Annotated in this window: 26 protein-coding genes; 13 read left to right on the plus strand and 13 right to left on the minus strand. The window is 65.5% G+C overall.

The annotated features are described in order from the left end of the window. Nucleotides 1-3: 3 nt before the first annotated feature. A complete protein-coding gene (gene purL / locus Q7I88_RS10870; RefSeq protein ID WP_305095935.1) occupies nt 4-2,238 on the minus strand; it encodes a phosphoribosylformylglycinamidine synthase subunit PurL in 2,235 nt (744 codons plus the stop codon). A gap of 85 nt (nt 2,239-2,323) precedes the next feature. Between purL and Q7I88_RS10875 the strand changes: the two genes are divergently transcribed. The 11 genes from Q7I88_RS10875 (at nt 2,324) to Q7I88_RS10925 (ending at nt 11,460) form a co-directional block, all read left to right on the plus strand. Then, nucleotides 2,324-2,572 carry an exodeoxyribonuclease VII small subunit gene (locus Q7I88_RS10875; protein ID WP_305095936.1) on the plus strand — a complete coding sequence of 83 codons (249 nt, stop codon included), beginning with the start codon at nt 2,324-2,326 and terminating at the stop codon, nt 2,570-2,572. Nucleotides 2,573-2,578: 6 nt separating this feature from the next. After that, a complete protein-coding gene (locus Q7I88_RS10880) occupies nt 2,579-3,484 on the plus strand; it encodes a polyprenyl synthetase family protein (RefSeq protein ID WP_305095937.1) in 906 nt (301 codons plus the stop codon). Beyond that, a complete protein-coding gene (coaD, locus tag Q7I88_RS10885; RefSeq protein WP_305095938.1) occupies nt 3,481-4,005 on the plus strand; it encodes a pantetheine-phosphate adenylyltransferase in 525 nt (174 codons plus the stop codon). The genes Q7I88_RS10880 and coaD overlap by 4 nt, the downstream gene beginning before the upstream one ends. Nucleotides 4,006-4,092: 87 nt before the next feature. Beyond that, entirely contained in the window at nt 4,093-4,794 is a 702-nt protein-coding gene (locus tag Q7I88_RS10890) for a peptidylprolyl isomerase (RefSeq protein ID WP_305095939.1), read from the plus strand. Nucleotides 4,795-4,853: 59 nt separating this feature from the next. After that, on the plus strand, nt 4,854-5,882 hold the full coding sequence (gene queA, locus Q7I88_RS10895) for a tRNA preQ1(34) S-adenosylmethionine ribosyltransferase-isomerase QueA (protein ID WP_305095940.1): 1,029 nt from the start codon (nt 4,854-4,856) through the stop codon (nt 5,880-5,882). Nucleotides 5,883-5,920: 38 nt separating this feature from the next. After that, nucleotides 5,921-6,865, plus strand: a complete 945-nt coding sequence (locus Q7I88_RS10900) for an ABC transporter ATP-binding protein (protein ID WP_305095941.1) — start codon at nt 5,921-5,923, stop codon at nt 6,863-6,865. After that, nucleotides 6,862-7,629, plus strand: coding sequence for an ABC transporter permease (locus Q7I88_RS10905; RefSeq protein WP_305095942.1), 768 nt, complete (start codon nt 6,862-6,864; stop codon nt 7,627-7,629). The genes Q7I88_RS10900 and Q7I88_RS10905 overlap by 4 nt, the downstream gene beginning before the upstream one ends. Nucleotides 7,630-7,646: 17 nt before the next feature. After that, nucleotides 7,647-8,600 carry a DUF481 domain-containing protein gene (locus Q7I88_RS10910; RefSeq protein WP_305095943.1) on the plus strand — a complete coding sequence of 318 codons (954 nt, stop codon included), beginning with the start codon at nt 7,647-7,649 and terminating at the stop codon, nt 8,598-8,600. A 7-nt stretch (nt 8,601-8,607) separates the two neighbouring features. Beyond that, the gene (tgt, locus tag Q7I88_RS10915; RefSeq protein ID WP_305095944.1) at nt 8,608-9,744 is read left to right on the plus strand and encodes a tRNA guanosine(34) transglycosylase Tgt; all 1,137 of its coding nucleotides are present in this window, start codon (nt 8,608-8,610) and stop codon (nt 9,742-9,744) included. Nucleotides 9,745-9,809: 65 nt separating this feature from the next. Further along, entirely contained in the window at nt 9,810-10,481 is a 672-nt protein-coding gene (locus Q7I88_RS10920) for a hypothetical protein (RefSeq protein WP_305095945.1), read from the plus strand. Next, a complete protein-coding gene (locus Q7I88_RS10925) occupies nt 10,468-11,460 on the plus strand; it encodes a c-type cytochrome (protein ID WP_305095946.1) in 993 nt (330 codons plus the stop codon). Before Q7I88_RS10920 ends, Q7I88_RS10925 begins: the two co-directional genes overlap by 14 nt. Here Q7I88_RS10925 and Q7I88_RS10930 read toward each other — a convergent pair. The 8 genes from Q7I88_RS10930 to rpiB all read right to left on the minus strand — a co-directional run bounded on the left by Q7I88_RS10930 (nt 11,440) and on the right by rpiB (nt 16,218). Next, complete coding sequence (locus tag Q7I88_RS10930) at nt 11,440-11,706, minus strand: hypothetical protein (RefSeq protein ID WP_305095947.1); 267 nt, start codon at nt 11,704-11,706, stop codon at nt 11,440-11,442. The genes Q7I88_RS10925 and Q7I88_RS10930 overlap by 21 nt on opposite strands. A gap of 122 nt (nt 11,707-11,828) precedes the next feature. Beyond that, nucleotides 11,829-12,443, minus strand: coding sequence for a 30S ribosomal protein S4 (gene rpsD / locus Q7I88_RS10935; protein WP_305095948.1), 615 nt, complete (start codon nt 12,441-12,443; stop codon nt 11,829-11,831). Nucleotides 12,444-12,619: 176 nt separating this feature from the next. Continuing rightward, nucleotides 12,620-12,895 carry a hypothetical protein gene (locus tag Q7I88_RS10940; protein WP_305095949.1) on the minus strand — a complete coding sequence of 92 codons (276 nt, stop codon included), beginning with the start codon at nt 12,893-12,895 and terminating at the stop codon, nt 12,620-12,622. Nucleotides 12,896-13,007: 112 nt separating this feature from the next. Beyond that, nucleotides 13,008-13,757, minus strand: coding sequence for an RNA methyltransferase (locus Q7I88_RS10945; protein WP_305095950.1), 750 nt, complete (start codon nt 13,755-13,757; stop codon nt 13,008-13,010). After that, on the minus strand, nt 13,757-14,218 hold the full coding sequence (nrdR, locus tag Q7I88_RS10950; protein WP_305095951.1) for a transcriptional regulator NrdR: 462 nt from the start codon (nt 14,216-14,218) through the stop codon (nt 13,757-13,759). The genes Q7I88_RS10945 and nrdR overlap by 1 nt, the downstream gene beginning before the upstream one ends. 3 nt (nt 14,219-14,221) lie before the next feature. After that, nucleotides 14,222-14,446, minus strand: a complete 225-nt coding sequence (locus Q7I88_RS10955; RefSeq protein WP_305095952.1) for a hypothetical protein — start codon at nt 14,444-14,446, stop codon at nt 14,222-14,224. Between the two features lie 5 nt (nt 14,447-14,451). After that, complete coding sequence (gene glyA / locus Q7I88_RS10960) at nt 14,452-15,741, minus strand: serine hydroxymethyltransferase (RefSeq protein ID WP_305095953.1); 1,290 nt, start codon at nt 15,739-15,741, stop codon at nt 14,452-14,454. Between the two features lie 33 nt (nt 15,742-15,774). Continuing rightward, complete coding sequence (gene rpiB, locus Q7I88_RS10965) at nt 15,775-16,218, minus strand: ribose 5-phosphate isomerase B (RefSeq protein ID WP_305095954.1); 444 nt, start codon at nt 16,216-16,218, stop codon at nt 15,775-15,777. Nucleotides 16,219-16,321: 103 nt separating this feature from the next. Here rpiB and Q7I88_RS10970 point away from each other — a divergent pair, with 103 nt between their 5' ends. Next, nucleotides 16,322-17,326: an aldo/keto reductase gene (locus Q7I88_RS10970; protein WP_305095955.1), complete on the plus strand. Its 1,005-nt coding sequence runs from the start codon at nt 16,322-16,324 to the stop codon at nt 17,324-17,326. Between the two features lie 55 nt (nt 17,327-17,381). Here the strand turns inward: Q7I88_RS10970 and Q7I88_RS10975 are convergent, their stop codons facing one another. Continuing rightward, nucleotides 17,382-18,623 (minus strand): MFS transporter, encoded by a 1,242-nt coding sequence (locus tag Q7I88_RS10975; protein WP_305095956.1) that lies wholly within the window; start codon nt 18,621-18,623, stop codon nt 17,382-17,384. 55 nt (nt 18,624-18,678) lie between these two features. Next, on the minus strand, nt 18,679-20,298 hold the full coding sequence (locus Q7I88_RS10980) for a GMC family oxidoreductase (RefSeq protein ID WP_305095957.1): 1,620 nt from the start codon (nt 20,296-20,298) through the stop codon (nt 18,679-18,681). A gap of 168 nt (nt 20,299-20,466) precedes the next feature. Here Q7I88_RS10980 and Q7I88_RS10985 point away from each other — a divergent pair, with 168 nt between their 5' ends. Then, nucleotides 20,467-21,282 carry a hypothetical protein gene (locus tag Q7I88_RS10985; RefSeq protein ID WP_305095958.1) on the plus strand — a complete coding sequence of 272 codons (816 nt, stop codon included), beginning with the start codon at nt 20,467-20,469 and terminating at the stop codon, nt 21,280-21,282. A gap of 15 nt (nt 21,283-21,297) precedes the next feature. On the opposite strand, the gene Q7I88_RS10990 is transcribed toward Q7I88_RS10985, so the two are convergent. Together Q7I88_RS10990 and Q7I88_RS10995 are read right to left on the minus strand one after the other, a co-directional pair. Beyond that, nucleotides 21,298-21,642, minus strand: coding sequence for a response regulator (locus tag Q7I88_RS10990; RefSeq protein WP_305095959.1), 345 nt, complete (start codon nt 21,640-21,642; stop codon nt 21,298-21,300). Further along, the gene (locus Q7I88_RS10995) at nt 21,639-23,099 is read right to left on the minus strand and encodes a sensor histidine kinase (protein ID WP_439648389.1); all 1,461 of its coding nucleotides are present in this window, start codon (nt 23,097-23,099) and stop codon (nt 21,639-21,641) included. The genes Q7I88_RS10990 and Q7I88_RS10995 overlap by 4 nt, the downstream gene beginning before the upstream one ends. Nucleotides 23,100-23,118: the final 19 nt, after the last annotated feature.

The following is a 23,118-nucleotide window of genomic DNA, read 5'->3' on the forward strand; positions in this document are numbered from 1 at the left end:
CCGTTAGCTCGCCATCCAGGTGCGAAAGAAGCTTTCGTACGCCTCTTTGAGGTCATCGAGGGGAATGCCGAACAGCGTGTCGCCGCCGACCGTGCCGAGGCGGCGAAAACCGACCAGCGCCGTGTCCTCGTTTTCGGTGCCTGTGGCGAGGGCACGATTGAGCGCATCGGTATCGGGGACGGTGACGATGTAGCGGCCCTGGTCCTCCCCGAACCACCATTGCGCTTCGGTGTAGTCCGGATGCTTTTCGATCTGGGCGCCGAGTCCGCCCGCCATGGCCATCTCCGCAAGCGCGATGGCGATGCCGCCATCCGAGACGTCGTGCACAGCGCTGACCAACCCGTCGGCAATGAGGTCGCGCACGATTCCCCCGGCGGCTTTTTCCAGCGTCAGGTCGGTAGGCGGGGTGCGGCCCTCGTCGCGGCCGTGGATTTCCTTGAGCCACAGCGATTTGCCGAGATGCGAGCGTTCCGGATCGGGTGTCGCCCAGGCCTCGGGCCAGATCAGGTAGATCGCTTCGCCCGCCGCCTTGAAGGGCATGGTCATCATGCGGTCGTAGTCGTCGATCAGTCCAACGCCGCCGATCGCCGGGGTCGGCAGGATCGCGCTGCCCCCGCCAGTCGCCTTGCTTTCGTTATAGAGGCTGACGTTGCCGGACACGATCGGGAAGTCGAGCACGCGGCAGGCCGTGCCCATGCCTTGGAGCGCGTGGACGAACTGGGCCATGATCTCGGGCCGTTGGGGATTGGCGAAGTTGAGGCAGTTGGTCACGGCCAGGGGTCTCGCACCGACTGCGCAGAGATTGCGATAAGCCTCGGCAATCGCCTGTTTTCCGCCCTCGTAGGGATCGGCGAAGACATAGCGCGGGGTGCAGTCGGTGGTCATTGCCAGCGCCTTCCTGGTGCCGTGGACGCGGACCACGCCCGCGTCGCCGCCTGTCTGCAGCGTGTCGGCTCCGACCTGGCTGTCGTACTGCTCGGCAATCCACTTGCGCGAGGACAGATTGGGGCTGGCGAGCAACTTGAGCAGGTCGCCGCCGACGTCGTCGGTATCGGGCCGGTCGGTCATCGGCGCGATCTTGGCCCAGGTCTTGTACTCGTCCTTCGACAGGCACGGACGGTCATACTCGGGTGCGTCGTCGGCGAGCGGGCCGAGCGGGATGTCGCAGACCACCTCGCCGCCGAACTCGAGCACCATGTGCCCGGTGTCGGTGACTTCGCCGATGACCGCGAAATCGAGCTCCCACTTGGTGAAGATCGCTTCGGCCTCGGCCTCGCGGCCGGGCTTGAGCACCATCAGCATGCGCTCCTGGCTCTCGCTCAGCATCATCTCGTAGGGGGTCATGCCCTCTTCGCGGCACGGCACCTTGTCCATGTCGAGGCGAATGCCGGCGCCGCCCTTGCTAGCCATCTCGACACTCGAACTGGTCAGCCCGGCGGCGCCCATGTCCTGGATCGCGACGATGGCGTCGGTCGCCATGAGTTCGAGACAGGCCTCGATCAGCAGCTTCTCCGTGAAAGGATCGCCGACCTGGACGGTCGGACGCTTCTCCTCGGCATCCTCGGCGAAGTCGGCACTGGCCATGGTCGCGCCGTGAATCCCGTCGCGGCCGGTCTTGGAGCCGACATAGACGATCGGATTGCCCACGCCGGTCGCGGCCGAGTAGAATATCTTGTCCTGGTCGGCGACGCCCACGGTCATCGCATTGACCAGGATGTTGCCGTCGTAGGCCGGGTCGAAGTTGGTCTCGCCGCCCACCGTCGGAACCCCCACGCAGTTGCCGTAGCCGCCGATGCCCGCGACGACGCCCTGCACGAGGTGCTTCATCTTGGGATGTTCGGGCCGGCCGAAGCGCAGCGCGTTGAGGTTTGCGACGGGCCGGGCGCCCATGGTGAACACGTCGCGCAGGATGCCGCCGACCCCGGTCGCCGCGCCCTGGTAGGGCTCGATGTAACTGGGGTGGTTGTGGCTCTCCATCTTGAAGATTGCCGCCTGGTTATCGCCGATGTCGATGACCCCGGCATTCTCGCCCGGTCCGCAAATCACCCATGGCGCCTCGGTCGGCAGCTTCTTGAGGTGGAGGCGGCTCGACTTGTACGAGCAGTGTTCGGACCACATGACCGAGAAGATGCCCAGTTCGACCAGGTTGGGCTCGCGATTCAGCCGCTGAACAACGATGGCGTATTCTTCGGGGCTGAGGCCATGCTCGGCCACGATTTCTGGCGTGATCTCGGTCATGGGTGCGCCCCATATCGGGCAAGCGCGATTCTCGCCAGCCCCGCGCCGCTTGACCGCACCGGGTATCCCCGCCAAAGCGCAAGCCATGGCGGACGAGGGCGAAGACCTATCGAAAATGAGCTTCGAGCAGGCCCTGAAGGCGCTCGAGGACGTGGTTCGGCAGCTCGAGGGCGGCGAAGTTCCACTCGACGAATCGATCGATCTCTACGAACGCGGCGAGAAGCTGCGCAAGCACTGTCAGGCGCGGCTCGATACGGCACAGGCGCGGATCGAAAAGATCGTCCAGGGCCCCGACGGCAGGGCCGCCGGGGCCGAGCCCTTCGACGCGGAGTAGGCGGCGATGGGGCTCGTGCTAGCCAGCGACATCCTCGCCAGGGCATTCGAGCGCATCCAGCGCGAGGTCGACGACTGCTTCGACGGGTTACTGCCGCTTCCGGACGACGCCCGCGCGCCGCTCATTGAAGCGATGCGCTACGCCGTGATCGGCGGCGGCAAGCGTGCGCGGCCGCTGCTGTTGACGGCAACGGCGGAGATGTACGGCGTCGCTCGCGACTGCGCCGTCCTTACCGGCTGCGCGGTCGAGGCGATCCATGCCTATTCGCTGATCCACGACGACCTGCCGTGCATGGACAATGACGACGTGCGCCACGGCAAGGCGACCCTGCACCGCGAGTACGACGAGGCGGTCGCGGTACTGGCCGGGGACTCGCTCCACGCGCTGGCGTTCGAAATCCTCGCCATGCCGGAAACCAGTTCCGATCCCTACGTTCGCACCGAACTGGTCTATACGCTGGCTGGCGCGAGCGGCGCGAGCGGCATGGCCGGCGGGCAGATGATGGATATCGTTGCCGAAAGCGAGAATTTCGATCTCCACACTGTAACCCGGCTGCAACAACTCAAGACCGGCGCTTTGCTTGGCGCAGCCGTCGAAATGGGCGCGATTCTCGGCCGCGTGCCGGAGGAAGGCAGGGCCCACCTCAGAGCTTACGCTCGCGACATCGGCCTGGCCTTCCAGATCGCCGACGACCTGCTCGACATTAGCGGCGACGAGGCCAAGGCGGGCAAGGCGCTGCGCAAGGACGCCGACGCCGGCAAGGCCACTTTCGTCAGCTTGATGGGAGAGGAAAAGGCTCGCGATCAGGCGCAGGCACTCGCCGCGCAGGCGGTCGGTCATCTCGCGCAGCACGGCGAGGAGGCCGACATCCTGCGCGCTCTGGCGCGGTTCGTCGTGGAGCGCGACCGGTGAGCACCGAGGCGAACGAGCGGATCGGGCTCTATCCCGGGACCTTCGATCCGATCACGCTCGGGCATGCCGACATCATCCGGCGCGGCAGCAAGCTGGTCGACACGCTGATCGTCGGGGTGACCACCAATCCTTCCAAGGACCCGATGTTCAGCCCCGAAGAACGCATCGACATGGTTCGCAACGAAGTCCGACGGCTGGGGGTGGAAAACGTTGTCGTCGAGGGCTTCAACGCGCTGCTTGTCAAATACGCCAGAAAAAAGGGCGCGACCGTGCTCATCCGCGGCCTGCGCGCGGTGGCCGACTTCGAATACGAGTATCAGATGGCCGGCATGAACCAGCAGCTCGACACGAGCGTCGAGACGGTCTTCCTGATGGCGGACGTAAGCCTGCAGCCGATCGCCAGCAAGTTGGTCAAGGAAATCGCGCTGTTCGGCGGCAACGTCGCCCCGTTCGTGAGCGCCGAGGTCTCCAAGTTGATCGAGGCGCGGGTGGCGACGCTCGGCAGGCGCGGCGACTTCTGACAGCCGGGGTTATCGCGTAATCGTTCATTGCAGCGTCAGTCGGCAGCCGATACTGGCCTCGCACCCTAGGATATTCACGGTACCACGATGATCAAAGCCCTTTCCTCTGCCATTCTGGCGTTCTCGCTCGCGTTCGCGCCGGCCCTTGCCGCTGCGCAGGACTCCGCGCCCGACAACAGCGCCACAGCGGCCGCCACGCAGAAGAAGATGCGGATTTCGGTGGATTTCGACCAGACCAAGGACCTCGAGGACATTCTCTACCTCGACCTTTCGAATGGGCAGCGGGTAGCGATCCGACTGATGCCCGACTGGGCGCCCAACGCGGTCGAGCGGATCAAGACCCTGACCCGGCAAGGTTTCTATGACGGCGTCATCTTCCACCGCGTGATCGACGGTTTCATGGCCCAGACCGGAGACCCGACCGGAACAGGGCAGGGCGGCTCCGAGCTTCCCGACCTCAAGGCCGAATTCAACCCGCTGCCGCACGTGCGCGGCACGGTGTCGATGGCCCGCGCCGACGATCCCGATAGCGCCAACAGCCAGTTCTTCATCATGTTCTATCCGCGCTTCGCGCTCGACAAGCGCTACACCAACATCGGCCGGGTGATCGACAACATGGCAGCGGTCGATGCCATCCACCGCGGCGAGCCGCCGTCAGATCCGACGTGGATCGTCCAGGCCTCGATCGCTTCGGATCACAAGCCGCAGAAATTCCCGCCGGCGAGCGCGCCGGCCCAGGCCAGCGTTCCCGCCTCGACAGCCGCCGTGGCGGCCGCTGGCGACAACTAGCCGCTCATCCTCGCGCTCGCGCGGCGACATCGGGGATTTTCTCCGCTAGGGGCGCGGCCATGAAGGTCGACCTCTTCGATTTCGAGCTCCCGTCCGAACGCATTGCGCTGCGCCCGGCGCGACCGCGCGACGCCGCCAAGCTGCTCGTTGCGGAGGGCGCCGCGCCGTTCGCCGACCGGAAGGTACGCGACCTCCCGCAAATCCTGCGCAAGGGCGATGTGCTGGTGTTCAACGACACCCGCGTCATTCCCGCCCAGCTCGAGGGTCGGCGGGGTGAAGCCAAGATCGGCGCCACGCTGCACAAGCGCGTCGATCTGCGCCGCTGGCAAGCTTTCGTCCGCAATGCCAAGCGACTGCGCCCGGGCGACACGATCGACTTCGGCGAGGGTGTGTCTGCTGTGGCAGAAGCGCGCCATGGCGACGGCAGCTTCACCCTGGCCTTCGCCGGGGACGAGCCGGTCGAAGCCCTGCTCGAACGCGCCGGGACCATGCCGCTACCCCCGTATATTGCCGGCAAGCGGGGCACCGATGCGGCCGATCGCAGCGATTACCAGACGATGTTCGCCCGCGAAGATGGAGCCGTCGCGGCGCCGACGGCCGCACTGCACTTCACGCCAGCTCTGATCGAAGCGCTCGACCGCGCCGGAATCGGCCGCGAAACGCTCACCCTGCATGTTGGGGCGGGGACGTTCCTGCCGGTCAAGGCCGACGACACGGCCGACCACGCGATGCATGCCGAGTGGGGCCGGATCGACGCGGAGACCGCCGACCGGCTCAATGCCGCGCGCCAGGCCGGCGGACGGACCATTGCGGTGGGGACCACGAGCCTGCGCCTGCTCGAGAGTGCCGCCGGCGGCGATGGGCTAATTCGTCCCATCGAGGGCGACACGGCAATCTTCATCACCCCCGGATATCGCTTCAAGGCGATCGACGGTCTTATGACCAATTTCCACCTGCCCAAGTCGACGCTCTTCATGCTGGTCAGCGCACTGATGGGGTTGGAGCGGATGCAGGCGGCCTACTCCCACGCCATTGCCCACGATTACCGCTTCTACAGCTACGGCGATTCCTCGCTGCTGATCCCCTGAGGCTTGTATTCCCCACCGCCGCCGCCATGTTCGCCGCGGTGACTGAACCGATTCTCGAGATCCGCGGCCTGGCCAAGACCTACAAGGGCGGCGTTCGCGCGCTCGACGGGGTCGATCTCGACATTCGCAAGGGCGAGATATTCGCACTGCTCGGGCCCAACGGCGCCGGCAAGACCACGCTGATCGGCGCCGTCTGCGGGCTGCTCAATCCGACCGAGGGCACCATACACGCTTTCGGCATGGACGCCGCGCATCACTGGCGCGAGGCGCGCAAGCGTATCGGCCTCGTGCCGCAGGAACTGGCGTTCGACATGTTCGAAAAAGTCGGGCGTGCCGTCGCTTATTCGCGCGGCATGTTCGGCAGCCCGGCCGATCCGGCGCGGATCGAGGAAGTGCTCCGCTCGCTCAGCCTCTGGGACAAGCGCGGCAGCCGGATTCGCGACCTGTCGGGCGGGATGAAGCGCCGGGTGATGATCGCCAAGGCGCTAAGCCACGATCCCGACCTATTGTTCCTCGACGAGCCGACGGCCGGCGTCGATGTCGAGCTACGCCGCGACATGTGGCACCAGATCGACAAGCTGCGCGCAAAGGGGACGACCATCATCCTGACGACGCACTACATTGAGGAAGCGCAGGAAATGGCCGACCGGGTCGGCGTGATCAACAAGGGCAAATTGCTGTTGGTCGACGACAAGGATGCGATCATGGCCAAGCTCGGCCGCACGGCCGCGCATTTCAGCTTCGACACACCTCTCGCCGCCATTCCGCGGGCGCTTGCCGATTATCCGCTGTCGCTCGACGAAGGCGGCACCAAGCTCATCTACCGCGGCGGCGATGGAACGGGGACGGGCAAGCGCGAAGTCGCCGACCTTGCCCGTGCCCTGGTCGCAGAGGGGCTGATGTTCACGGGGATCGAGACGGCCGAATCCAGCCTCGAGGACATCTTCGTGGGTCTCGTCGAAGGCAAGGAGGGCGCGCGATGAACGCCCGCGGCGCGCTAGCCATCCTGCGCAACGAACTCTCGCGGTTTTTCCGCACCGCGTTCGGCTCGATCCTCTCGCCGGTGCTGACCACATCGCTCTACCTAGTCGTGTTCGGCGCGGCGATCGGCAGCCGGATGGACCCGAGCCAATTCGGCGGTTCGTCATACGGCGCTTTCATCGTGCCCGGCCTGCTGATGCTGACCTTGCTCAGCGAGAGCACCTCGAATTCGAGCTTCGGCATCTACATGCCGCGCTTCACTGGCGCGATTTACGAACTGCTCAGCGCGCCCGTCGGGGTGCTCGAAACGCTGCTCGGATTTGTTGGAGCTGCGGTCCTGAAGTCGCTGATAATCGCCGGAATCATAATGGTGACGGCGCTGCTTTTCGTCGATTATTCGATCGCCCATCCGGTACTGGCATTCGGCTACATCATCCTCGTCGCCGCGGCCTTTTCGCTGTTCGGGTTCATACTCGGCATCTGGGCCGACGGGTTCGAGAAGCTGCAGATCGTGCCGCTGCTGATCCTCACTCCGCTGACCTTTCTCGGCGGGACATTCTATTCGGTGAAAGTACTCGCCGAACCCTGGCAGACGATCACCCAGTTCAATCCCATCTTCTATCTTATCAATGGTTTGCGCTGGACCTTTACCGGCAGCTCGGATGTGCCGATCGGCCTCGCCTTTGGCATGACCGTGGGTTTCATCGCGCTGTGCATCACCGTCATCGCGGTGATTTTCCGCACGGGGTGGCGACTGCGCGGCTGACGCGCTAGCGGGGGCGCATGACGAGCCGACTGCCTGCCTACGCCGCCCTGCTGACCGGGCTTTGCCTGTCAGCGCCCGCCCGGGCGGAACTGCCCGGCCCGGTGAAAGCGATGATCGAGGCAGCCATCGCCAAGGGCGACAAGGCCCAAGTCGCCACCGTGGTCGAGTTCGCCAAGGAAACCAATCCCGACGACGTCGCCGAGATCGACGCGCTGCAGAAGCAGTTCCTGGCCGGAGTCGCGGAAAAGGAAAAGGCCCGAACGCTGGCCAGGCAAGAGGCTATCCGCTCGGCGGGCCTGTTCGACAACTGGCACGGCAAGGGCGAGGTTGGCGCCAACCAGTCCTCCGGCAACAGCGAGAACATCGGTGTGAGCGGGGCTATCACGCTCGAGCGCAACGGGATCGACTGGCGGCACAAGCTGCGGTTGCGCGGCGACTACCAGCGTTCGAACGGGGCGACCTCGCGCGAGCAACTCCTGGTGGCCTACGAGCCGCAATACCGGCTGTCGCAGCGCGCCTTCGTTTATGGCCTGGCGCAATGGGATCGCGACAAGCTGCAGGGCATCGACGGCCGCTACTCCATGTCGGGCGGACTGGGTTACAAGGTGCTCGACGGTACTGCGGTGCAACTCGCGATCAAGGCGGGACCGGCTTTTCGCCATACCGAGTACAGCGCCGACAGCCAGACGAGCCGATTGGCGGCCTTGTTCGGTTACGATTTCGGCTGGAAGATCAGCGATCGGCTTGCGCTATCCCAGAACAGCAACATGGTTGCTGCAGGCGGGAGTTCGGGAACCGTGTTCGTCGATTCGCGCAGCACGACCTTCGATATCCTGAGCGCGCTCGAAGCCAAGGTCAGCGACCGCCTGACCACTCGGCTCTCCTACGAGATCAAGTACGATTCGAATCCGCCGCCAACGAAGGTGAAGACCGACACGATCTCGCGCTTCACGATGGTCTACGGCTTCTAGCCTCACCATGCCCCGCTTCGCCTTCACCATCGACGCCACCTGCGGCAAGGCGCGCACTGGCCGCATCGCCATGCAGCGCGGCGAGATCCGCACGCCGGCGTTCATGCCGGTCGGCACAGCGGCAACCGTCAAGGCGATGAAGCCGGAGACGGTGCGGGCAACCGGCGCCGACATCATCCTCGGCAACACATACCACCTGATGCTGCGCCCGGGGGCCGAGCGGGTGGCGCGGCTCGGCGGGCTGCACGCGTTCATGAACTGGCCGCGCCCGATCCTCACCGACAGCGGCGGCTACCAGGTGATGAGCCTCAGCGAACTGCGCAAGCTGACCGAGGAGGGGGTCGAGTTCCGCAGCCACATCGACGGTTCGAAGCATATGCTGACGCCCGAGCGTTCAATGGAGATCCAGCGCCTGCTCGGCTCCGACATCGTCATGGCCTTCGACGAATGCCCGCGCGCCGACCGTCCGCGCGATGAGATCGCCGCGAGCATGGAGCTGTCGATGCGCTGGGCGAAGCGCAGCCGCGATGGCTTCGACGCCGGCGGGGCGCACGCCGAGGGCGCAGCGCTGTTCGGTATCCAACAGGGCGCGCTCGACGAGCAACTGCGCCGGATTTCGGCCGAAAAGCTTACCGAGATCGGCTTCGACGGCTATGCCATCGGGGGTCTCGCGGTGGGAGAGGGGCAAGAGGCGATGTTCGCCACGCTCGATTTCGCGCCCGGCATGCTCCCCGAGGCGGCCCCGCGCTATCTCATGGGGGTGGGCAAGCCCGACGACCTCGTCGGCGCGGTGGAGCGCGGGGTCGACATGTTCGACTGCGTGTTGCCGACCCGCTCCGGCCGCAACGGGCAGGCCTTCACCTGGAACGGTCCGCTCAATTTGCGCAATGCCTTTCATGCAGAGGATACCGGCCCGCTCGACGAACGCTGCCGATGCGACGCCTGCGGCACATATTCACGGGCCTACTTGCACCATCTGGTCAAGAGCGGCGAGATGCTTGGGGCCATACTGCTGACCGAGCACAACCTCACCTTCTACCAGCAGCTGATGCAGGCCATGCGCGATGCGATATCGCAGGGCACGTTTGCCGAATTTGCCGCACGGTTTCGCGGGGGCTACCTGGAAAAACGCGATCGAGTGTGAAGTTTAGCGTTTGCGCAGATACCGCATGCCGATAGATTGATCGGTGACGCCAAGAGGAGAGGGCCATGGCCGCGAATACCGATCGCCGCTCATTGTTGAATGCGGGCGCCGTGCTGGCGGGAGCAGCCGCGGTTGCGGCGCCCGCGCAGGCGAAGGATGCGCCCGCATCGAACTGGTCGCCGACGCTCGACGCGCTTGACGACTGGATGGACAAGCCCGGCACCCGGCACCGCGTCATCTACGATACGACCGGCGCTTCGGCTGCCCGGAAGGGCGCGCATTTCGCCAACAACTTCTACGTCGCCAACAAGAGTGCGTACGGGATCCCGGAGTCCGAACTGGCTGTCATTCTCGTCTTGCGGGCCGAGTCGACGCCGTTCGGTTACGGCGACACGGTGTGGAAGCGATACGGCAAGACCTTCGCAAAGCTGATGAAGTACGATCCCAAGCAGACGAACGAAGCCGAGCGCGGGAATCCGCTACTCTCGGGCGGCGATAACGAGATGGCGCCATCGCTGGCGCTGCTCGCAGCCAAGGGAGCACGGTTTGCAGTTTGCGGCATGGCGACGCACGGCATCTCCGGCATGCTCGCCAAGCAGGCCGGCGAGGATGCTGCCGAAGTCGAAGCATTCATCAAAGCGAACCTCGTCCCCGGAGCGGTGGTTGTCGCTGCCGGAGTCGTCGGCGTGAGCCGGGCGCAAGAGCGCGGCTATACCTTCACCTATGTCGCAGACTGATCGAGCGCCCGAGCGGCCCGAACGTGGCGGGTTCTTCCGCCTGGCGGGACCGGTCTTGTTCGGCGTGGTCATGCTGGCGGTGCTGTTCATATCGCTCGGCAGGAATTCCGAACCGAAGAGTGCGCCGGCACCTGCGCCGGCCTCCGATGCACCGAACCTCGAGGCGGCCGATTTCTCGCCGCCGCCCGAATCCGCGATTCCCGACGGGCCGGACGGCGATTCGATCCGCCGCGGCGAGCAGCTTTTTCGGCAGACCGGCACTTATGCCCGCGACCACGTCGGCAGCGCGCTGACCTGCAACAATTGCCATCTCAACGGCGGGCGCGAGGCCAATTCCTCGCCGATGTGGGCGGCATGGGGAATGTATCCGGCCTACCGCGCCAAGAACGACCGCATCAATACGATGGAAGACCGGATCATGGGCTGCTTCATCTATTCGATGAACGCCCAGGCCTCGCCCAGCGGCAAGCCGCCGCCCGCCGGCGATCCGATCTACAAGGATCTCGAAGCCTACTTCCTGTGGCTCGCTACAGGGGCGCCGGCGCGGACCGAGATGAAGGGGCGCGGCTTCCTCAAGCTTGCCGACCCGCCGCTTCCCTACGACCCCGAGCGCGGCGCCAAGGTCTTCGCCGAGAACTGCACCGCCTGCCACGGCGAGAACGGGGAGGGCATGGCCGATGCCGACGGTGTCTACACCTATCCGCCGCTGTGGGGCGATCACTCGTTCAACTGGGGGGCGGGGATGGGGCGCATCGCCAACGCCGCCGGGTTCATCAAGGCCAACATGCCGTTCGGTCAGGGCTATTCGCTGACCGACCAGCAGGCCTGGGACGTCGCCGCCTTCGTCGACGCCCACGAACGCCCGCGCGATCCGCGCCAGACCGCCTCGATCGAGGAGGCGCGGGTAAAACACCACAAGTCGGGCGACTACTACGGAAAGGTCGTGCTCGGTGACCTCCTAGGCGACGGAAAGCCCTGACCCGAGACTCGCGCTCTCGTCAGCTGCATGCGGCAACGCGCCCGAGGCCATGCGCAACCTGATCTGTTCTTCGGCGGCCTCGGCCGGCGAGGCCCGAAATTCGAGCACGGTTCCGCGATAGGCGTAGAATTCCCCGGTGCTGTCGAGATAGCCCGCTCCGATCCTGCTCGCCTGGGCCTGTGCTTCCTTGAGATCGGAGTACCATTTTCCGCGGCGATGTCGGGTAATGTAGCGGAATTCCGTCATGGCGTCAGACAAACGCCCGTGATCCGAACGGGTTCCCCGGCAAAGCCCTGAAACCTATGAACAAATGATACAAAAAGGGGCGGCCCCGCGGAGCCGCCCCTTGATGTCTGGCTGGCGCCGGATCAGCGCGAGTAGAACTCGACGACCAAGTTGGGTTCCATCGTCACCGGGTAGGGTACTTCGTCCAGCGTCGGAACGCGGCTGAAGGTGACCTTGTCGGTGCCATCGGGCGAGACGTAGTCCGGAATGTCGCGCTCGGGCAGGCTCTGCGCTTCGGCGATCAGCGCCATGTCCTTGGCCTTGTTGCCGAGGCTGACGACGTCGCCAACGAGAACCTTGCGGCTGGCGATGTTGCACTTCTCGCCGTTCACGCGGATGTGTCCATGGTTGACGATCTGGCGGGCGGCAAAAATTGTCGGCGCGAACTTGGCGCGGTAGACGACCATGTCGAGACGCTGTTCGAGCAGGCCGATCAGGTTCTGTCCGGTGTCGCCTTTCATGCGGCTGGCGGCCTTGTAGGTCGCTTTGAACTGCTTTTCGGTCACGTCCCCGTAATAGCCCTTGAGCTTCTGCTTGGCGCGCAGCTGCAGGCCAAAGTCGCTCATCTTGCCCTTGCGGCGCTGGCCGTGCTGGCCGGGACCGTAGGAGCGCTTGTTTACGGGAGAGTTGGGACGACCCCAGATGTTTTCACCCATCCGGCGGTCGAGCTTGTACTTGGCGCTCTTGCGCTTCGACATGACGTCGTATCCTTCAATCTGCTGTCGCTACCCCTGTGGCAGCGCTTCAACCCGGCATCGCACCGCACGGCCATTTCGCCATGCGCGGCCACCGCTTCACCGGGGTGCGGAGCCAATTGCGAGCGGCGCCATTGGCCGCTCAAGCCAGCTATGTCAAGTGGCTGAAGCCCGCACGGTTAGCTTCCTCCGAGCGGATTCTGCCCCGGAGGGGCATAACCAGATTGCTTGCTCGTGTACTCGTCGACGTTCTTCTTAGTGTTGGCGTAGAACTCGCGCCACTCTTCCTCGGTCTTGCAGACACGATTCTTGCGGATCCGCGACCCGGTCGCACCGTCGGTCTTACAGATCAGCTTTTCCTTCGCATCCTTGCCGGAATGATCGTCTTTCGCAGCCACCGGCGCGGCGACTGCCGTCATCGCGAGCGTGGCGGTGAGAAACAACATGGCCTTCATTATACCCTCCATATTTCGCGACGACCATAGCGTTGGTGCTCCGGAATGGCCAGCGGACCGAGTCAATTGTTACAATTTGCGATGAACATAGCGGGAGCGAATTCAATCGCGATTATCGGATATTACGGCTGTTTGACTTTTCGCTTTTCCGGCCCAGTGCGGAAAGGACGCCGCGTAGCGTCCTGATTTCGAGATGGTTCCAGCCTGGCTTGGTCAGCACGCCGCGCAAGGTGCGCCGGGTCGCGGACGCCCGGCTCGCAGGTCGGAAGTAGCCGGCCGATTCCAGCAGTTCCTCGAAATGTACGATGAGGCCTTCGAGTTCGTCCTGCGGGGCGGGCGGAAGGAGGTCCTCCGCCGTAGGCTGCACGAGCGTCTGCGTCTTCGACCACTCGTAAGCGCACAGGATCACGGCCTGGGCAAGGTTGAGCGAGCCGAACTCCGGATTGATGGGCACCGTCACGATCGTTCTGGCCAGTGCAACGTCATCGGTTTCGAGACCTGAGCGCTCGGGCCCGAAAAGGATCGCGCTGCGGCCGCGATTGCTTCCAGCCATCTCGCGTGCCGCCTGCTCGGGGGTCAGCACCGGCTTGGTGACTCCGCGCTTGCGCACGGTCGTCGCGTAGACATGCGCGCAGTCGGCCACTGCTTCCGCTACAGAGGAAAAGACCTGGGCTTTCTCGAGCACCACATCGGCGCCACTCGCGGCGGGGCCGGCGGAGGGATTGGGCCAGCCGTCCCGCGGCTCGACCAGGCGCATTTCGGCGAGTCCGAAGTTGAGCATCGCGCGCGCCGCCTTGCCGATGTTCTCGCCGAGCTGCGGACGGACCAGCACGATGACCGGGGCGTCATCACTCTCCTGCATCAGCCAGGTCCGACATCGCGGACGCTGCTGGCGAATTCCTCGAAGTCCCTGGGCTCGCCGAAATCGCGATAGACGCTGGCGAAACGTATGTAGGCGACCGAATCGAGCTGGCGCAGCCCGTCCATCACCATCTCGCCGACTCGGTTCGAAGGAATTTCCGCATCTCCCATGGTTTCGACCTGGCGCTGGATACCCGAGACGAGTTGGTCGATCCGCTCCTGCTCGATTCCGCGCTTGCGACAGGCGAGGGCGACCGACTGCTCGATCTTACCGCGCTCGAAGGGTTCGCGCTTCCCGTCGGATTTGACCACGGTGACTTCGCGCAGTTGCACCCGCTCGAACGTGGTGAAACGCGCCCCGCAGCTTTCGCATTGCCTGCGGCGGCGGATCGCGGTGTTGTCCTCGGTGGGCCGCGAATCCTTTACCTGGCTATCGTCATGGGCGCAGAACGGGCAGCGCATGCCTTACGGGCGCAATCTCTTGTAGAGCATGAACCCGGCACCGGCGACGAGTCCAATCGGCCAGGTCACGACCGGCAGGAGACCCGCGGCAAGCGCCCCGACGGCCGCGCCGGTCAGCACGGGCTTGGTGGACGGATGGTGCATCCCTTCCTTGGCCATGCCCTTGATTTCTTCGCCCGCTTCGGAGAGCAGGTCGTCGCGGTGGGGCGGACGGTTCGGATCGGTCATCGGACTTATCTCCCGGGATAGACGGGAAAGGCGGCGCAAAGCTCGCCAACCCGGCGGCGGACGCTCTCTTCTACCTGAGCATCGCCTTCGTCGCCATTCCTCGAAAGCCCTTCGACGACTTCTGCAATCAGTCCGCCGATTTTCCTGAATTCGGCCGGGCCGAAACCGCGGGTCGTCCCCGCCGGAGTGCCGAGGCGCACGCCCGAGGTGACGAACGGGCTGCGGGTGTCGAACGGGATGCCGTTCTTGTTGCAGGTGAGAAAGGCGCGGTCGAGGCCGGTTTCGGCGGCCTTGCCGGTCACGTCCTTGGGGGTCAGGTCGACCAGCATCAGGTGGTTGTCGGTCCCGCCCGAGACGATCCTCAGGCCGGCTTCCTCGAGACTGGCGGCGAGAGCCTTGGCGTTCTCCACGATCGAGGCGGCATAGGTCTTGAACTCGGGCCGCAGCGCCTCGCCGAAGGCGACCGCCTTGCCGGCAATGACGTGGACCAGTGGGCCGCCCTGCATGCCGGGGAAGACCGCCATGTTAAGCGGCTTGCTGAGCTCCTCGTCGTTCCACAGGATGATGCCCGAACGCGGACCGCGCAGGCTCTTGTGAGTGGTCGTGGTGGTGACGTGGGCGTGCGGGATGGGCGAGGGATGGGCGCCGCCGGCGACGAGGCCGGCGAAGTGCGACATGTCGGCCAGCAGGTACGCGCCCACCTCGTCGGCAATCGCCCGGAACGCGGCGAAGTCCCAGTGGCGCGGATAGGCGGTGGCGCCGGCGATGATGAGCTTGGGCTTGTGCTCGTGGGCGAGGCGGCGGATCTCGTCCATGTCGAGACGCTGGTCGTCCTTGCGCACGCCATAGGGCACGGCGTTGAACCACTTGCCGCTCATGTTGACCGGCGAACCGTGGGTCAGATGGCCGCCCGACGACAGGTCGAGCCCCATGAACGTGTCGCCGGGATTGAGCAGCGCGAGGAACACCGCCTGGTTCATCTGGCTGCCCGAGTTGGGCTGGACGTTGGCAAATTTGCTGCCGAACAGCTGCTTGGCGCGCTCGATGGCCAGCGTCTCGACGACGTCGGCATATTCGCACCCGCCGTAGTAGCGGCGGCCGGGATAGCCCTCGGCATACTTGTTGGTGAAGACCGAGCCGGTCGCCTCGAGCACCGCCGGGCTGGTGATGTTCTCGCTGGCGATCAGCTCGATACGGTCGCGCTGGCGGGCGAGTTCGTTGCGGATCGCAGCATAGACCTCGGGGTCGGCCTGCTCGAGGCTGTCGTGCCAGAAGTGGCCCAACGTCTCGGACATTACAGGGCGGGGGGCTTCTTGGGCGGTGCTCATTCAGGAATCCTGCGGGGAATGGGAGAGTTTTTCGACCCGGCGAACGTGCCGATCGCCGCCGAACTGGCCGACAAGAAACGATTGTAGGCACGCTTTCGCCATGTCCAAACCTATCAGCCGCGCGCCCATGGCGATCACGTTGGCATCGTTATGCTCACGGGCGAGCGCTGCGGAGTACGGATCGGAGACCAGCGCGCAGCGCACCGCGGCGTTCCTATTCACGGCAATCGAAATGCCGATGCCGGAGCCGCACAGGGCAACGCCGCGTTCGGCATCACCCGAAGCCACGGCGCTTGCGAGCTTGTAGCCATAGTCGGGGTAATCGACGCTGTCCGGACTGTTCGGTCCAAGGTCGAGCACCTCGTGCCCCCATTCGCGCATCGCGTCCGCAAGCGCCGCCTTGAGGTCGAGCGCCGCGTGGTCGGAGGCGATGGCGATCTTCATGCGCCGCACATAGTGATTCGCGTCGCCCGGTGCCACCGCAAACGGGCTTTGTCCCCGACGAGGTGAGCTATAGGGTGGCAATCGAGCAGGAGGGGGAACCGCTATGGACTACCGCTATCTCGGCACAAGCGCGCTCAAGGTATCGCCGCTGTGCCTCGGCACGATGATGTTCGGCGGGGCGACCGACGAGACGGTGGCCAGGCGCATCGTCGACAAGGCGCGCGGACAAGGGGTCAACTTCCTCGACACCGCCGACCTCTACAACGCCGGAGCGTGCGAGGAGGTCGTCGGCCGTTGCATCGGCGGCGACCGCCACCACTGGGTCGTGGCGACCAAGTTCGGCTACAACATGAGCGGCGAGCCGAACGAGGGCGGACAATCGCGCAAGTGGATTTTTCAGGACGTCGAGGACAGCCTGCGCCGGCTCGGCACCGATTTCATCGACGTGCTCTATTTCCACCGCGCCGATCCCGGCGCGCCGTTCGGCGAACCCCTGCGGGCGATTCGCGACCTGATCGCGCAGGGCAAGGTGCGCTACTACGGCGTCTCCAACTTCAAGGGCTGGCGCATCGCCGAGGTCTGCCGGACCGCCGATGCGCTGGGCATGGACCGCCCGGTGTGCAGCCAGCCGCTCTACAACATCGTCGACCGGCTCTCGGAGGTCGAACAGCTTCCGGCGGCCGGTCATTACGGGGTCGGCGTGGTGCCCTACAGCCCGCTCGCCCGCGGGGTGCTTTCGGGCAAGTACGATCCCGGCAAGAAGCCGCCGAAGGATTCGCGTGCCGGCCGCGGCGACGTACGCATCCAGCAGACCGAATGGCGCGAGGAATCGCTCGAAATCGCCCGCAAGATCGCCAGGCGGGCGAAGCAGAAGGGGCTTTCGACCGTCGCCTTTTCAATCGCTTGGGTGCTGAGGAACCGCTTCGTCAGTTCGGCCATCGTCGGGCCGCGGACCGAGGAGCAGTGGGACGCCTACCTGCCCGCACTTGAGGCCACGCTCGACGCCGAGGACGAGGCGTTCGTCGACGCCCTGGTGCCGCGGGGTCACGCTTCCACACCAGGTTACACCGACCCAGCCTATCCCATAGAGGGGCGGGTCTTACGCTGATTATCCAACGCGAAAGTTTGCCAGCGTTCGCTGATTGCAGGTTAGTGATTGCCGCTTATGCTGCGGCGCGGCGCTCGACGACGGCGGGCGCGGTTTCGGTTAAACCTAGCGAGATCAGGCAGAACAATACTCCGACCGCCGCCAGCAGCCAGGGCAGGATGCCGAGGCCGAGACTGTCGGCGGCCATGCCGACGAGCACCGGCATCAGCCCGGCGCCCAGGATTTCCCCGACGCCGGCGTTGAAGCCCATCGCGGTTCCCCTGAGATGCGCCGGGGCGGACTCGCCCGGGATGATTGCCATGATCAGCGCCCCGGTGCCGGCGCCACCTGCTGCGGCGAGCAACGTGCCGCCGAACACTATCGGCGACGAGCCTTGCGCCAGCGCCATCATCAGTGCGCCGACCACGGTGATGGCGTAAGCCGCGAAGATGATCGGCTTGCGCCCGTACTTGTCCGACAGCAGCGGGCAGACGAAAGCGAAGAACACGCCGACCACGCCGACGCCGGTCATCGCCGCGCCCATCGTCACCGCGTCCATCCCGGCGACGTTGACGAGGTAGAGCGGGCCGAAGCCGAGCAGCGAGGCATAACAGGTCATGTTGAGCGCCGCGAGGAGGACCGCGAAGCGGATGTTGCGGACCTTGAGCAGCGGCCCGATCGCACCCTTCGGCGTATCGCTGGTCCGCGTGTGCGGCGGATTGCGGATCAGCAGCCAGATGGCGCCGGCCATGATGAGCCCGGGAATGCCGGCGACCCAGAACGCCTCGCGCCAGCCGAAAGCGGCGCCGACCCCGACGATAACCAGCGGCCCGAGCAGCGGGATGGCCTGCAATCCGATCGTGGAAGTCATACCGACCGCCAGCCCGCGCCGCCCGGGCGCCACTTCGCTCGTCACGATGTGGAAGGTCAGCGGCGGCAGCCCGCCCTCGGCAAATCCCATCAGCATGCGTGCCGCGGCCAGCGTCAGGAAACCGAGCGCCAGGCCCGAACTGATCGAGGCGAGCGAAAAGACCGCCGTCGCGATGACGAGGAGCAGCTTGGCCTGGCCGGTCACGTCGGCGGCGCGGGGCAGGGCGAAGCTCGAGAGTGCCCAGCCCACCGCAAGCGCCCCGGTAATGAGGCCGACCTGAGTGTTGTCCAGTCCGAATTCGGGCTGGATCATCGGCGCCAGCAGGCCGAACGCGGTGCGGTCGAGGAAAACGATTCCGATATTTACACCCAGCAGCCCGACCAGCAGCGTCTGGTAGCGCCCGCTCGGCGCGGCCGACTTCATTCCCACGTCCACGGCTGTGGCCATAGTCCCTCTCCTCTTGCCCGCCGCCTGCGTATCACGCAGGGGCAATTTGCGCGCTTCAAAAATGCGCGGCGGTCGCTTCGGTGGCCGGGATCTTCCGGCCGCGGATCAGGTCGGCGGCCTTCTCGCCGATCATGATGCACGGCAGGTTCGTGTTGCCCGAGGTGATCGTCGGCATGATCGAGGCGTCGGCGACGCGCAGGCCTTCAATTCCGCGGACCCGCAACTCGGCGTCGACCGCTGCCTGCTCGTCAACCCCCATCCGGCAGGTTCCAACCGGGTGCGAGCGGGTCGCGGCGTTGCGGCGGATATAGTCCGCGAGGTCGTCCTCCTCGCCGCCGGGTTTTACTTCGCGGACGATCATGCCGGCCAGCGGTCCCCGCGCGTAGAGGTCGCGGCTCACCTGCAGCGCGCGGATCATGCCGGCGAGATCGTCCGGCTCAGCGAACATGTTAAACTGGATGCGCGGCGGGTCGCGCGGATCGGCCGAGCGCAGCTTGATCCAACCGCGCGATTTCGGCTGCAGAAATCCACAGCGCGCCGAGAGCCGGGCCGGGAAGGATCGCTGTAGCCCCGGCAGCCACATCCGTGCATCGCCGCTCATCGGCAGGCACATCATCTGCACGTCGGGACGGTCGAGGCCGGGCAGCGTGCGGACGAACAGGTTGGCCAGCGTGCCGGTCTGGGCGAACGGGCCATCCTGCCGGGCGAACCAGCGCATCGCCGCCAGCGCCGCGCGGTCGATGCGCAGATGCCGGGTCAGGCCAAGGTTCTCGCGCAAGTCGTATTCGTTGATGATGTTGGGATGTTCGATGAGATTGCGGCCGACGCCGGGCAGGTCGTGGACCGGCTCGATCCCGATGGCGCGCAGCTCGTCGGCCGGGCCGATCCCCGAGAGCAGCAGCAGTTGCGGAGTGTTGATCGCTCCGCCGCAGGCGACGATCTCGCGTTCGGCCCGCGCGACCTCGCCCCGGCCGTATTCGACCGCCACCGCGCGGCCTCTTTCGACGAGGATGCGGCGGGCGAGCGCGCCGGTGACGATGGTCAGGTTGCCCTGCCGCGCCGCGGGCCTGAGGTAGGCTCGCGCCGTGCTCGACCGCGCGCCGCCGCCGACGGTCGATTCCATCCGGCTGATGCCGTCCTGCTCGGCGGAATTGGGATCGGCGTTGAAGGCTATTCCGGCGTCCTGCGCGGCGGCCAGCGTCTCGTCCCACAGCAGGTCCGGCCCGCCCATCGGCTCGATCCGCACCGGACCATCGCCGCCATGCCATGCGCTTGTCCCGCGCCAATGGCTTTCGAGCCGCCGGAAATAAGGCAGGACCTCGGCGAAACCCCATCCCGAGAGCCCCATCGCCGCCCAGTCGTCGTAGTCGCGGGGGTTGCCGCGGATTGCGATCATCGCATTGATCGAGGAAGTTCCGCCGAGCGTGCGCCCGCGCGGGACGGGCAGGGTGCGGCCGCTTAGCCCGGGCTCCGGCTCGCTCACGTACTGCCAGGTGCCGATCCGCCCCATCGCCAGGCGCGGGAACGCCAGCGGCATGGCCTGCAACGGGTGGCGGTCGGGCGGACCGGCCTCGATCAGCAGGACGCGCACGTCTGGCTCCTCGCTCAGCCGCGCGGCGAGCGGTGCCCCGGAGGAGCCCGAGCCGATGACGATATAGTCGTACCCTCCTGCCATCGCCGTCGTTGTGCCCGCGCCGTGGAACCTCGTCCATCCCGCTCGGGCTTCTCGGCGAGCAGGCTGCGACGAGCGGTTACACTTTGCGCCAATTTGCCGCCCCTGCGGGACAATGCTGCGACAGCGGCGGCTTATGCGAGTAACATTGCAGCAGTAGGAGAGGATGCGATGCACAAGGCATTGGTGGTTTCGATCCTGGGCGGAACGGCGGCAATCGCCCTGTGCGCCGCAAGCGAGGGATCGGCGGCGCAGCCGGATTACGAAAAGTTTGCCGGCATCTGGGAAGTCAGCCCGCACCGGCCGGGCCCGGCCCCATTCGGCGGGGAACGACGCAGGCCGGCGCCGGGCAGGCCGGGGCAGGGCGGCGCGCAGCCCGGAGGAGACGGACCGGAAGGCGACGACGGCCGGGAACTCGGCGGGCCCGATATCGAGGGCCTCGACCGCGGCGACCGCATGACGTACAGGCAGATGACACCGGCAGGGAAGGCAGCGTTCGAGGCAATGGACCCGCATGACCTGCCGGCCAACAACTGCCGGTCCAACGGTCTGCCTTCACTGATCGCGATTCCGGATGTTCAGCAGTGGTCGTTCGACGGCGACGTGCTGACGATCCACTACGCGGACTTCAACACCCGCCGCACAATTCACCTGAACGGAGCGGCGGCGCCCGCCGGCCAGCACACGATGTACGGCTACTCGGTCGGTTCTTTCGACGGCGGAGTGCTGACCGTCACGACCACCGGCTACACCGCCACGCCCGGCGGTCTCGGTCGCAATGCGCCGGGCAGCGCCTCGCGCAGAACCGTCGAGACCTATCGCCTGTCACCCGACGGCCAATCGATCGGCGGCACGCTGACGGTGCATGACCCGGAGTACCTGACGCACGATCTGGTCCTGCCGATCGCGCTGACCCGAAATGCCGATCTCACCTCCATCGAAGAGGTGCCGTGCGACGTCGGGGCCTCGCAGCGCTACCTGGAATAACGTCAGCGCGACGGCTTAACGAGAAAGGCCCTCGACAATCTCCTTCATTGCGTAGGGCTTGGTGATAGTCGGAACGGCCTTGAACTCCTCCGGATGCAGCGCATCGCCGTATCCGCTCGCGAAGACGAAACGGGTGCCCTGAGCCATCAGGGCCTGCGCCACCGGGTAGCTCTTTTCGCCATGAACATTCACGTCCAGCACCGCGGCGTCGACGGTGTTTTCTTCGAGGGCCTTCAGCGCATGGGCCACCGTGGAGGCGAGAAGCGGCCTCGCGCCAGCATCCAGCACAAGGTCCTCCAACACCAGGCCGATGATCGGTTCATCTTCGACAATGAGGACTGTCAGTCCGGCAATGCTCAAGGCTCGATACCTTCCTGCGCAGATATGATGCGGCAATGCAGGCCGCCCGGCGAGAAATCGAGAGACACCGAAGTGCCGCCGTCGCCGGTCAAGCCGCGTTCGATCAGACGAGTGCCGAAGCCGCGCCGCTGGGGCGGAGTGACCTCGGGACCGCCGCTTTCACACCAATCGATCTTGATCGCGGCAACGCCATCGTCTCGTTCGAGCGTCCAGACGACGTCCACCTTGCCGACGTCGTTGGACAGCGCCCCGTACTTGATTGCATTGGTCGACAGCTCGTGCAGCGTCATGGCGAGCGAAACCGCGGTCTGCGGAGGCAGCGAAATGTCTGGTCCGCTCAACGTAAACCGCTCGATGTCGGCGCCGGCGCTCGCTTCGATCGAGCTGCGGACCATCTCGCGCAGCTTGGCGGATTCCCAGTTGGTCTGAGTCAGCAGGCTGTGTGCGGCTGCCAGCGCCGAAAGCCGCGCGTCGAACGTAGCCCGTGCGTCGCCGGCATCATCGATCTGGCGGAAGGATTGGGCGGCAAGCCCTTGCACGATCGCCAGGGTGTTCTTCACCCGGTGGTTGAGTTCGTTGATCAGCAGCTTTTGCGCCTCGGCGGATTCGACCTGCTCGGTCACGTCGTGTCCTTGGACGAAAATCCCCGTCACGGCACCGCCGGTGGCAAAGATCGGCTGATAGATGAAGTCGAGGTAACGTCTCTCGGCGCGATCCTCTGCTTCGTTCTTGAGCACCACTTCAACCGCATGCCCGGCATACGCCTTCCCGCTGGCATAGACCTTGTCGAGCAAATCGACGAAGCCCTGGCCCACCACTTCCGGCAGTGCCTCGGCAACCGTCTTGCCGACGATGTCTTCCTTGGAAACAAGTCTAAGGTAGGCGTCGTTGGCAAGTTCGAAGCGATGATCGTGGCCGCCAAGCAGAGCCATGAATCCGGGCGCCTGCTCGAACAGCGAGGTGAGGCGCTCCGCCTCGGCGCTCAGATCGAGATTTCGCGCCTGCACCGCATTGGCGCGTTCGACCAGCCCCTTCTCGTCCCGCAGGCGCCGCAGACCGTGGAGTTCGGTAACATCGACGGTGTGCTGGAGGATGAAGGCGACGTCGCCTTTCTCGTCGAGCAGGGGAGTGTGGGTGGCACTCCAGTAGTGCTCCTCGACGCCGCCGTCCGGATTGGGGATGTCGTAGCGGATGAGGGCGATTTCGTCGGTCTCGGCGCTGTCCAGGACGCGCTCGAACGAACCGCGCAGCAGTCGGTGGCTTTCCGAACCTGGATCGCTCGGAAAGGCGTCGAACATATTGCGGCCGATGATCTCTTCGCGCCGGCGCATCGTGACGTCGAGGTAAGCCTCGTTCATCCAGACGATGGCGAAGTTCGGATCGAGCACGACGTAGGGATTGGGCGAGCGCGAAAACAGCGTCTCGAAGTCGATATTTATGGAATAGTCCCCCTGCAGTGCTGCGGAGTGCGCAGCT

The sequence above is a fragment of the Croceibacterium aestuarii genome (assembly GCF_030657335.1).
Lineage (GTDB): Bacteria > Pseudomonadota > Alphaproteobacteria > Sphingomonadales > Sphingomonadaceae > Croceibacterium_B > Croceibacterium_B aestuarii.